Origin of the sequence: Spirillospora sp. NPDC000708, assembly GCF_040299565.1 — a bacterium.
GTDB lineage: Bacteria > Actinomycetota > Actinomycetes > Streptosporangiales > Streptosporangiaceae > Spirillospora.
Genome location: NZ_JBEPCJ010000169.1, coordinates 1 through 10,067 on the forward strand (window position 1 = coordinate 1; position 10,067 = coordinate 10,067).

General features: G+C 72.6%; 9 protein-coding genes. 6 read left to right on the plus strand and 3 right to left on the minus strand.

The window, feature by feature from the left end; genetic code table 11:
- Positions 1-164: 164 nt before the first annotated feature.
- Entirely contained in the window at positions 165-1,046 is an 882-nt protein-coding gene (locus tag ABT299_RS51150; protein WP_500255296.1) for an alpha/beta fold hydrolase, read from the plus strand.
- A 22-nt stretch (positions 1,047-1,068) separates the two neighbouring features.
- Here the strand turns inward: ABT299_RS51150 and ABT299_RS51155 are convergent, their stop codons facing one another.
- From ABT299_RS51155 to ABT299_RS51165, 3 genes are all read right to left on the minus strand, one after another.
- Positions 1,069-1,809 carry a hypothetical protein gene (locus ABT299_RS51155; RefSeq protein WP_500255297.1) on the minus strand — a complete coding sequence of 247 codons (741 nt, stop codon included), beginning with the start codon at positions 1,807-1,809 and terminating at the stop codon, positions 1,069-1,071.
- Positions 1,806-2,111 (minus strand): YciI family protein, encoded by a 306-nt coding sequence (locus tag ABT299_RS51160; protein ID WP_500255298.1) that lies wholly within the window; start codon positions 2,109-2,111, stop codon positions 1,806-1,808. Before ABT299_RS51160 ends, ABT299_RS51155 begins: the two co-directional genes overlap by 4 nt.
- 96 nt (positions 2,112-2,207) lie before the next feature.
- Positions 2,208-2,819 (minus strand): TetR/AcrR family transcriptional regulator, encoded by a 612-nt coding sequence (locus ABT299_RS51165; RefSeq protein ID WP_500255299.1) that lies wholly within the window; start codon positions 2,817-2,819, stop codon positions 2,208-2,210.
- 102 nt (positions 2,820-2,921) lie between these two features.
- Between ABT299_RS51165 and ABT299_RS51170 the strand changes: the two genes are divergently transcribed.
- The 5 genes from ABT299_RS51170 to ABT299_RS51190 all read left to right on the plus strand — a co-directional run bounded on the left by ABT299_RS51170 (position 2,922) and on the right by ABT299_RS51190 (position 9,891).
- Positions 2,922-4,889 (plus strand): acyclic terpene utilization AtuA family protein, encoded by a 1,968-nt coding sequence (locus ABT299_RS51170; RefSeq protein ID WP_500255300.1) that lies wholly within the window; start codon positions 2,922-2,924, stop codon positions 4,887-4,889.
- Positions 4,886-6,478, plus strand: a complete 1,593-nt coding sequence (locus ABT299_RS51175; RefSeq protein WP_190854408.1) for a carboxyl transferase domain-containing protein — start codon at positions 4,886-4,888, stop codon at positions 6,476-6,478. Before ABT299_RS51170 ends, ABT299_RS51175 begins: the two co-directional genes overlap by 4 nt.
- A 7-nt stretch (positions 6,479-6,485) precedes the next feature.
- Positions 6,486-8,453 carry an acetyl/propionyl/methylcrotonyl-CoA carboxylase subunit alpha gene (locus tag ABT299_RS51180; RefSeq protein ID WP_500255301.1) on the plus strand — a complete coding sequence of 656 codons (1,968 nt, stop codon included), beginning with the start codon at positions 6,486-6,488 and terminating at the stop codon, positions 8,451-8,453.
- Positions 8,450-9,604 (plus strand): acyl-CoA dehydrogenase family protein, encoded by a 1,155-nt coding sequence (locus tag ABT299_RS51185; RefSeq protein ID WP_190854403.1) that lies wholly within the window; start codon positions 8,450-8,452, stop codon positions 9,602-9,604. Before ABT299_RS51180 ends, ABT299_RS51185 begins: the two co-directional genes overlap by 4 nt.
- Before the next feature lie 104 nt (positions 9,605-9,708).
- Complete coding sequence (locus ABT299_RS51190) at positions 9,709-9,891, plus strand: hypothetical protein (RefSeq protein WP_190854401.1); 183 nt, start codon at positions 9,709-9,711, stop codon at positions 9,889-9,891.
- The last annotated feature ends 176 nt before the right edge of the window (positions 9,892-10,067 follow it).

The following is a 10,067-nucleotide window of genomic DNA, read 5'->3' on the forward strand; positions in this document are numbered from 1 at the left end:
TGGTACTGCATGGGAGACTGTGTGGGAGAGTAGGACACCGCCGGACATTTTGTGAGGAAGGCCCCGCCGTTCACGGCGGGGCCTTTCGCATTTCCATCTGCATCGGCCCGGGGTCACGGGATATTGAGATGCGCTCCAGCCGCCGGCCCTGGCAGGCTGCGGATATGCCGATCGCCGACGTGTCGCCCGGGGTGTCCATCGCCTACGAGGGCTTCGGCGATCCCGCTGACGCCCCCGTTCTGCTCGTCATGGGATTCGGCGCTCAGATGATCGCCTGGCATGAGGACTTCTGCCGTGCGCTGGCGGCTCGTGGCCGCTATGTGATCCGGTTCGACAACCGCGATTGCGGGCTGTCGACCAGGTTCGACGATCATCCGGTCGACATGGGGCGCTTCATCGGTGCCGTGAGTTCGGGGGACATCGCCTCCGCGGTGGCGATGGTCCCTTACAGGTTGAAGGACATGGCCGACGACGGCTTCGGGCTCCTGACCGCGCTCGGCGTCGAGCGGGCCCACGTCGTCGGAGCCTCGATGGGCGGAATGATCGCCCAGACGATGGCCATCACCCGGCCGGAACGGGTGCTGACGCTGACGTCGATGATGTCGTCGACGGGCGAGAACGAGTACGGTCGATCCAGCCCCGAGGCCAGGGCGGTGCTCTTCGCTCCGAAGCCCCAGGACCGGGACGGATATGTCGCGGCGGCGGAACGGGAACTGGTGTGGGCCTCCAAGCGCTATGGCGACGCGTCCGCACTGCGGGAGCTGGCTGCTGCCTCCTATGACCGGGCCTACTACCCCGCCGGCGTCGGGCGTCAGCTCGGAGCGATGATCCTGAGCGGTTCACGTGCCGATGCCCTCCGGGAGCTCCGGGTGCCGACCCTGGTGATTCACGGCCTGGACGACACGCTCATCGATCCCAGCGGCGGCCGGCGCACCGCTGAACTCGTGCCCGGCGCGAAGCTCCTGCTGATTCCCGACATGGGGCATGACCGTCCCCGCGAGCTCTGGCCTGTGATCATCGATGCTCTGGATGCGCACACGAGATGAGTACGGCCCGGCGCGGCGTCCTTCACCCAGAGGTGGGTTGAGTGCGTTCGGGTGGATGTGCGCCCGTCAGGCGTTGCCATTGCGCGAGCTGTTCCGCGTGGGAGCCCGTGGAGGTCGCCTGGGCGACGGCGTTGATCGACCCGGCCGTCGGTTCGGCGCCGTCGCGGTGGAGGAGGGTCAGCGGCCAGGCGGGGGTGCCGGTGCCGCCGTCGAAGGGGCGCCAGTCCCAGGGGGCGACGAAGCGCCAGGCGCGTCCGGCGGCGTCGGCCAACTCGTCGTCGGGGCGCAGGAACGCGTACGGGCGGAAGACGAGGTCCATGGCGATCGGCTGATCGTCGTCGGGGTCGATGACGTATCCCTGGTACTCCGCGTCAGGGTCCTCGGATTCGCCGTGGTGGAGGACGACGACGTGCCGGTGCGGGCGGGGGAGGCGCCCCGTCTCCAGCGGCGGGTCGAAGTGCTCGACGGACATGACGTGGACGATCATCGGCGGTATCCCGACCTTGCAGCGGTCGCCGGCGGCGAGGGCGTCGGCGTCCGGGACCGTCGTGAAGAACTGGTGTTCCGCGTCCAGGGAGGAGCCGCGGGGGAGCGCGACGTCGCCGTTCCAGTGGAAGAAGTCGCTGTCGGGGTCCACCTGCCACCATGGCCAGCGGACGGCGACGGTGTAGGGATGGACGGCGGTGACGGTCGCGTCGGTGAACGGGCAGGAGATCCGGAGGACGTCGCCGGGACGGAAGTCCTGGAGAGCCTCGCCGGTCATGAACCGAACGGCGCCAGCAGCTCGGCGAGGGCGGGGTGGGCGCGGCCGGGGACGATCGTGGTGATGGTGTAGCGGCCGACGCCGGCGCGCACGAACGGGTCGTCGCCGGCGATCTTCTCGGCGGTGGCGCGGTCGATGCCCGCCGCGATGATGAGGCCGCCCTGCTCGGACGGGACCGTCTGCCCGGAGACGAGGAAGGTGCCGGCGGCGTGATGCCGGTCGAGGAACGCCACGTGATCCTTGACGTGGGGTCCGGCGGCCTCCTCCGACTCGGTGTACTCCAGCCTCAGCAGATGCAGCATTCCCGCCCTTTCGATGATCGTCCGGTGTGCCGGTCAAGTCTCCCAGCGGGCAGGCGGGCCGTCGACTTCGCGGTCAGCGACGGCCGGGCGCGGGGTTCAGCGTGCGGACAGGGCCATGTCGAGGGTCGCCGCCCACTGGCGCAGGAGCCCGCCGCGGCGGGCCGAGTCGTCGGTGAGCAGGTCGGCGAGGCCGAGGCCGCGGACGAGGTCGAGAGTGGCCTGCACGGTCTCCCGGACGCCGGGCACGGACTCGTCCGCGCCGAGGGCTTCGACGGTGAGGCGGTGGGCCTCGCGCCCCACGCGGGCCTCGAGCGGCAGGACCTGCGCGCGGAGCTGCTCGTCGGAGCTGGCGGCGACCCACAGCTGGAGCGCGGCGCGGAACAGCGGCGAGGTGTACATCTCGCCGAGCAGGGTGACGACGTCGAGGGTGGACGGCCGGCGGTCGGCGAGCGCGTCCAGGCGCTCGCGCATCTGCGCCATCCGCACTTCCGAGCCGTACTCGACCGCGGCGGTGACCAGCTCCTCGCGGGTGCGGAAGTGGTGCTGGGCGGCGCCGCGCGACACCCCGGCGCGTTCGGCGACGGTGGCGACCGTGGTGCCGGCCCAGCCGATCGACGCGAGGCAGTCGACGGCCGCCTCGAGGAGGCGCCGCCGGGTCGCGCGGCTGCGGTCCTGCTGCGGTTCTCGGGGGATCGCCTGCGTGGTCATCTCTTCCTCGGCTCGGGTGGCCCTCCAGTCAACCAAATCCTGCCGCCGAAAAACAATCAAGCGCGATTGATTTTTTCAGGGCGGGCTGGCAGGGTGCTGGCCATGAGTCGACCCTTGCGGATCGGTAACGCCTCGGGCTTCTACGGCGACCGTTTCAGCGCGGTGCGGGAGATGCTGGAGGGCGGTCCCCTGGACGTCCTCACCGGCGACTACCTGGCCGAGCTGACGATGCTGATCCTGGGCCGGAGCCGGATGAAGGACCCCGGGGCCGGGTACGCGTCCACCTTCCTGCGGCAGATGGAGGAGTCCCTCGGGCTCGCCGCCGAGCGCGGCGTCACGATCGTCACCAATGCCGGCGGGCTGAACCCGCGCGGGCTCGCCGAGCGGCTGCGCGAGCTGACCGGCCGGCTCGGCGTCGACGTGCGGATCGCCCACGTCGAGGGCGACGACCTGCTGCCGCGCGCCCGTGAGCTGGGGCTGGCCGATCCCCGCTACGGTGACCCGCTCACCGCCAACGCCTATCTCGGCGCATGGGGCATCGCCGAGTGCCTGCGGGCCGGCGCGGACGTGGTGGTCACCGGACGGGTGACGGACGCGTCGCTGGTCGTGGGGCCGGCGGCCGCGCATTTCGGGTGGGCGCGCGACGACTGGGACGCGCTGGCCGGGGCGACGGCCGCCGGCCACGTCCTGGAGTGCGGGGCGCAGGCGACCGGCGGCAACTATGCCTTCTTTGAAGAAATCTACAATGTAAAGCCACTGGGCTTTCCGCTCGCGGAGATCCATGCCGACGGCTCCAGCGTGATCACCAAGCATCCCGGGACGGGCGGTGCCGTGACCGTCGAGACCGTCACGGCGCAGCTGCTGTACGAGATCGGCGCGCCGGCCTACGCCGGCCCCGACGTGACCACGCGCTTCGACACCATCGAGCTGGCGGAGGACGGCCCCGACCGGGTGCGGATCGGCGGGGTCGAGGGCTCGCCGCCGCCCGCCACGACGAAGGTGTGCCTGAACCACCTCGGCGGTCACCGCAACGAGATGACGTTCGTCCTCACCGGACTCGGCATCGAGGCCAAGGCGGCGTTCGCGAAGGCCCAGCTCGAGGCCGCGTTCGGCGACGCGCCGCCGGCCCGCGTCGAGTGGACGCTCATCGGTGCCCCCGCGACCGATCCGGCCTCGCAGGGGGCGGCGACCTCGCTGCTGCGGTGCGCCGTCCTCGACCCGGACCCGGAGAAGGTGGGGCGCCGGTTCAGCGGGGCGGTCGTGGAGCTGGCGCTGGCCGGATACCCCGGGTTCACGATGACGTCGCCGCCCGGGAAGGGCGGCCCGTACGGGGTGTGCAAGCCGGCGTTCGTGCCCAACGGGGAGGTCGAGCACGTCGCCGTCCTGCCCGACGGGAAGCGCGTGCCGATCCCCGCCGCGCCGGTCGTCGCGGAGCCAGGCGTCGGGACGCCGGAGGAGCCGAGGGCCGGGATGGGGGAGGAGCCGGGCGCCGGGACGCCGGAGGAACCGGAAGCTGAGGCGCATGGGAGGCGGCCCCCGCCCGCCCAGGGGGGCGACCCCACTTCCAGTGTCCAGCCCGCCGGGCGCGCCCGGGAAGTCGAATCGCGTTCTGTGGAAAACCCGCCCCCGCCCGCCGGGCGGACGGTGCGGGTCCCGCTGGGACGCGTCGCGGGGGCGCGGAGCGGAGACAAGGGCGGGGACGCCAACATCGGCGTCTGGGCCCGCACGGACGCGCAGTGGCGGTGGCTGGAGCCCTTCCTCACCGTCGAGCGGCTGAACGAGCTGATGCCCGAGACCCGCGACCACCGCGTCCGGCGGTACGTCCTGCCGAACCTGCGGGCCGTCAACTTCGTCGTCGAGGGCCTGCTGCAGGAAGGCGTGTCCGCCTCGACCCGGTTCGACCCGCAGGGCAAGGCCCTGGGGGAGTGGCTGCGGTCCCGCCTCGCCGACGTGCCCGAAACCCTGCTCGCCCCGCAGGCCGAGGCCAGGACCGAGGCCGGAGCCGGGGCCAAAGCCAAGGCCGGGGCTCCGGCGGCGGAGAACATCGAGAACCCGGAGGGAGTCCGTTGACCCTCAAGAGCACGCTCGACACCGGCGGCCCGGAGTACCGGGAGCGGCGCGCGGCCATGCTGGAGAAGCTGGCGGCGCTGGACGCCGAGCACGCCAAGGCGCTGGAGGGAGGCGGCGAGAAGTACGTCACCCGGCACCGCAAGCGCGGGAAGATGCTGGCCAGAGAGCGGATCGAGCTGCTGCTCGACCCCGACTCGCCGTTCCTGGAGCTCAGCCCCCTCGCCGCCTGGGGCAGCGACTTCCCGGTCGGCGCGAGCGTCGTCACCGGCATCGGCGTCGTCGAGGGCGTCGAATGCATGATCGTCGCGAACGACCCGACGGTGCGGGGCGGCGCCAGCAACCCGTGGACGGTGAAGAAGAGCTTCCGCGCGTCCGACATCGCGCTGGAGAACCGGCTGCCCGTGATCAACCTGGTCGAGTCGGGCGGCGCGGACCTGCCGACGCAGAAGGAGATCTTCATCCCGGGCGGCCGGATGTTCCGGGACCTGACCCGGCTGTCGGCCGCCGGGATCCCGACGATCGCGCTGGTGTTCGGCAACTCCACCGCCGGCGGCGCGTACATCCCGGGCATGTGCGACCACGTCGTCATGGTCAAGGAGCGCGCGAAGGTGTTCCTCGGCGGGCCGCCGCTGGTGAAGATGGCGACCGGCGAGGAGGCCGACGACGAGGAGCTCGGCGGCGCCGAGATGCACGCCCGCACGTCCGGCCTCGCCGACTACATGGCCGCGGACGAGGCGGACGCGCTGCGCATCGGGCGGCAGATCGTCAAGAACCTCAACCACCGCAAGCTCGGCCCCGCGCCCGGCCCCGTCGAGGAGCCGCGGTACGACGCGGAGGAGCTGGCGGGGATCGTCCCCGAGGACCTGAAGATCCCGTTCGATCCGCGCGAGGTGATCGCGCGGATCGCGGACGGCTCGGAGTTCGACGAGTTCAAGCCGCTGTACGGGACGAGCCTGGTCACCGGCTGGACCCGGATCCACGGCTACCCGGTCGGGGTCCTCGCCAACGCGCAGGGCGTGCTGTTCGGCGCGGAGGCGCAGAAGGCCGCGCAGTTCATCCAGCTCGCGAACCAGGCGGACACGCCGCTGCTGTTCCTGCACAACACCACCGGCTACATGGTCGGCAAGGAGTACGAGCAGGCCGGGATCATCAAGCACGGCGCCCTGATGATCAACGCGGTGGCGAACAGCAGGGTCCCGCACATCACCATCGTGATGGGGGCGTCGTACGGCGCCGGCAACTACGGCATGTGCGGCCGGGCGTACGACCCCCGGTTCCTGTTCACCTGGCCGAGCGCGAAGTCGGCGGTGATGGGGCCGCAGCAGCTCGCGGGCGTGCTGTCGATCGTGGCGCGGCAGGCCGCCGAGGCGCGCGGCCAGGCCTACGACGAGGACCAGGACCGCGCGATGCGCGAACTCGTCGAGACGCAGATCGAGGCCGAGTCGCTGCCGTTCTTCCTGTCCGGCCGGCTCTACGACGACGGGGTGATCGACCCGCGCGACACCCGCACCGTCCTCGGCCTGTGCCTGTCCGTTGTCCACAACGCGCCCGTGCGCGGAGCCGACGGCTTCGGCGTCTTCCGGATGTGAGTCGCAGATGATCAAGACTGTGCTGGTCGCCAACCGCGGCGAGATCGCCCGCCGGGTGTTCCGGGCCTGCCGGGACCTCGGCATCGGGACCGTCGCCGTGCACTCCGACCCCGACGCGGGCGCGCCCTACGTCCGCGAGGCGGACGCGGCGGTGCGGCTGCCCGGGGCGTCGCCCGCCGAGACCTACCTCGCGGCCGCGAAGGTGGTGGACGCGGCGCGCCGGGCGGGCGCCGACGCCGTCCACCCCGGCTACGGGTTCCTGTCGGAGAACGCCGCGTTCGCGCAGGCCGTCCTCGACGCGGGCCTGACCTGGATCGGGCCGCCGCCCGCCGCGATCGCCGCGATGGGCTCGAAGATCGAGGCGAAGAAGCTGATGGCGGCGGCCGGGGTGCCGGTGCTGCCGGAACTGGCCCCCGCGCAGGTCACCGCCGCCGACCTGCCGCTGCTGGTGAAGGCGTCCGCGGGCGGCGGCGGGCGCGGCATGCGGATCGTCCGGACCCTGGACGAGCTGCCGGACGCCGTCGCCGGCGCCCGCCGCGAGGCCGAGTCGGCGTTCGGCGACCCGACCGTGTTCTGCGAGCCGCTGCTGGAGAGCGCCCGCCACATCGAGGTGCAGATCATCGCGGACGCGCACGGCACCGTCGTCGCCCTCGGCGAGCGGGAGTGCTCCATCCAGCGCCGCCACCAGAAGATCATCGAGGAGGCGCCGTCGCCGGCCGTCGACGACGCGCTGCGCGACGCGCTGTGCACGGCCGCGGAGAACGCCGCCCGCGCCATCGAGTACGTCGGCGCCGGGACCGTCGAGTTCATGCTCGCGCCGGACGGCCGCTTCTACTTCCTGGAGATCAACACCCGTCTCCAGGTCGAGCACCCCGTCACCGAATGCGTGTACGGGGTCGACCTCGTCCGCATGCAGATCGAGTGCGCCGAGGGCGGCGCCCTCCCGCAGGACGGCGTGGAGCCGCGCGGGCACGCCATCGAGGTGCGCCTGTACGCCGAGGACCCCGCGCACGACTGGCGGCCCGCGAGCGGCACCCTGCACACCTTCGAGGTGCCGGGGGTGGACGCGGCGTTCGCCGTCCCGCCGTCCGGCGGGCTGCGGCTCGACAGCGGCGTGGAGAGCGGCAGCGAGGTCGGCGTCCACTACGACCCGATGCTCGCCAAGGTCATCGCCTGGGCGCCGACCCGCGCCGCCGCCGCGCGCCGCCTGGCGGCCGCGCTGCGCGGCGCCCGCGTCCACGGCCTGACCACCAACCGCGACCTGCTGGTGCGCATCCTGGAGGAGCCGGCGTTCCTGGCCGGGGACACCGACACCGGCTACCTCGACCGGATCGGACTGGACGCCCTGGCCGCGCCGCTCGCCGGCGAGGAGACCGTCGCGGTGTCCGCGCTGGCCGCCGCCCTCGCCGGCGCGGCGCGGGAGCGTGCGTCCGCCGGGGTGCTCGGCGGGCTGCCGTCCGGGTGGCGCAACGTCCGGTCGCAGCCGCAGCGCCGGTCGTTCGACGGCCCGCACGGCACGGTCGACGTCGACTACCGCCTCGGCCGCGACGGCCTGGTCAGCGAGCTGTGCCCGGGAACGGCGCTGGTGAGCGCCGGACCGGACCGCGTCGTCCTCGACCGGGACGGGCTGCGCGAGACGTTCGCGGTCGCCGCCTCCGGAGACGAGGTGTTCGTCGACTCCCGGCTCGGCGCCGTCGCGCTGCGGGCCGTGCCGCGCTTCACCGACCCGAGCGCGCAGGTCGCGCCCGGCTCCCTGCTCGCCCCCATGCCCGGGACGGTCGTGCGGGTCGAGACCGAGCCCGGCGCGGCCGTCGCCGAGGGGCAGACCCTCGTCGTCCTGGAGGCGATGAAGATGGAGCACCGCATCGCCGCCCCCGCCGCCGGGACCGTCGCCGAACTGAACGTCGAGGCCGGGCGGCAGGTCGAGTCCGGCGCCGTCCTCGCCGTCATCTCCGTGGAAGGAACCCCCGAATGAGCTTCGTCGAGACCGAGGAACGGCAGGCGCTGCGCGCAGCGGTCGCCGAGCTGGGCGCCAAGTACGGCTCGTCGTACTACGTCGAGAAGGCGCGCGCCGGCGAGAAGACCGACGAGCTGTGGGCCGAGGCCGGGCGGCTCGGCTACCTCGGCGTCAACGTGCCGGAGGAGTACGGCGGCGGAGGCGGCGGCATCGGCGACCTCGCCGCCGTCTGCGAGGAGCTCGCCGCGGCGGGCTGCCCGCTGCTGCTGATGGTCGTCTCCCCGGCGATCTGCGCGACGATCATCGCCCGGTCCGGCACCGAGGCGCAGAAGAAGCACTGGCTGCCGAGGTTCGCCGACGGGTCGGTGAAGATGGCGTTCGCGATCACCGAGCCGGACGCCGGGTCCAACGCGCACCGCATCACCACCACCGCCCGCCGCGACGGCGACGGCTGGGTGCTGAACGGGCAGAAGACGTTCATCTCCGGCGTGGACGAGGCCGACGCGGTGCTGTTCGTCAGCCGCACCGAGGACCAGAAGGGCAATCTGCGGCCGTCGCTGTTCATCGTTCCCACCCGTACCGACGGCTTCACCTTCACTCCCATCGACATGGAGATCGTGTCGCCGGAGAAGCAGTTCATCTGCCACCTCGACGACGTCCGGCTGCCCTACGACGCGCTCGTCGGCGACGAGGACGGCGGCCTATTGCAGCTCTTCGCCGGCCTCAACCCCGAGCGGATCATGGCGGCGGCGATGGGCGCCGGGATCGGCCGCCTCGCGCTCGGCAAGGCGATCTCCTACGCCAAGGACCGGCAGGTCTTCAGGACGCCGATCGGCGCGCACCAGGGCCTCGCGCACCCGCTCGCCGCCGCCAAGATCGAGCTGGAGCTGGCCCGGCTGATGGGGCAGAAGGCCGCCTGGCTGTACGACGAGGGCGACGACATGGGCGCCGGCGAGGCCGCGAACATGGCGAAGTACGCGACGGCCGAGGCCGCGATCCACTGCGTCGACCAGGCCATCCAGACCCACGGCGGCAACGGCCTCACCACCGAGTACGGCGTCGGGATGCTGGCCGGGGTCGTCCGGCTGATGCGGATCGCGCCGGTGAGCCGGGAGATGATCCTCAACTTCGTCGCGCAGCACTCGCTGGGGCTGCCCAAGTCGTACTGACCCGCCGCGCCTTTGCCTACTTATGGCGATGGTGACGTTACAGAGAGTGCCCGCAAGGGGACCATCGCGGGGCGACCGCCGCATAACGAACGAAAGGGATGATCATGCGGAAGTTTCTCTCTGCCCTGGTCCTGACCGTCGCCGCGCTGCTCGCCGGCTTCTTCGGCCTCTCCACGGCCGCGTCGGCCTCCACGGCGTCCGCCGCCGCGCCCGCGGCCATCGCCGGGGGCTGCCACCACTGCTGCGGCGACCACAACACGAACGTCAACATCAACATCAACGGTTGACGCCCGCCGTGCCCCGCCGTGCCCGTCCGTCCCGGGCGCGGGGGGGGGCGGGCGGCCCCCCCACGCAATCCACCACCCCCCCCGGGGGCCGGCGGGGCCCCCCCCGGGGGCGGCCGGGGGGGCGGGGGCGGGCGCGCCACGACCAGGAAGTAAACAGCGGCACTACAGCAAAGGAC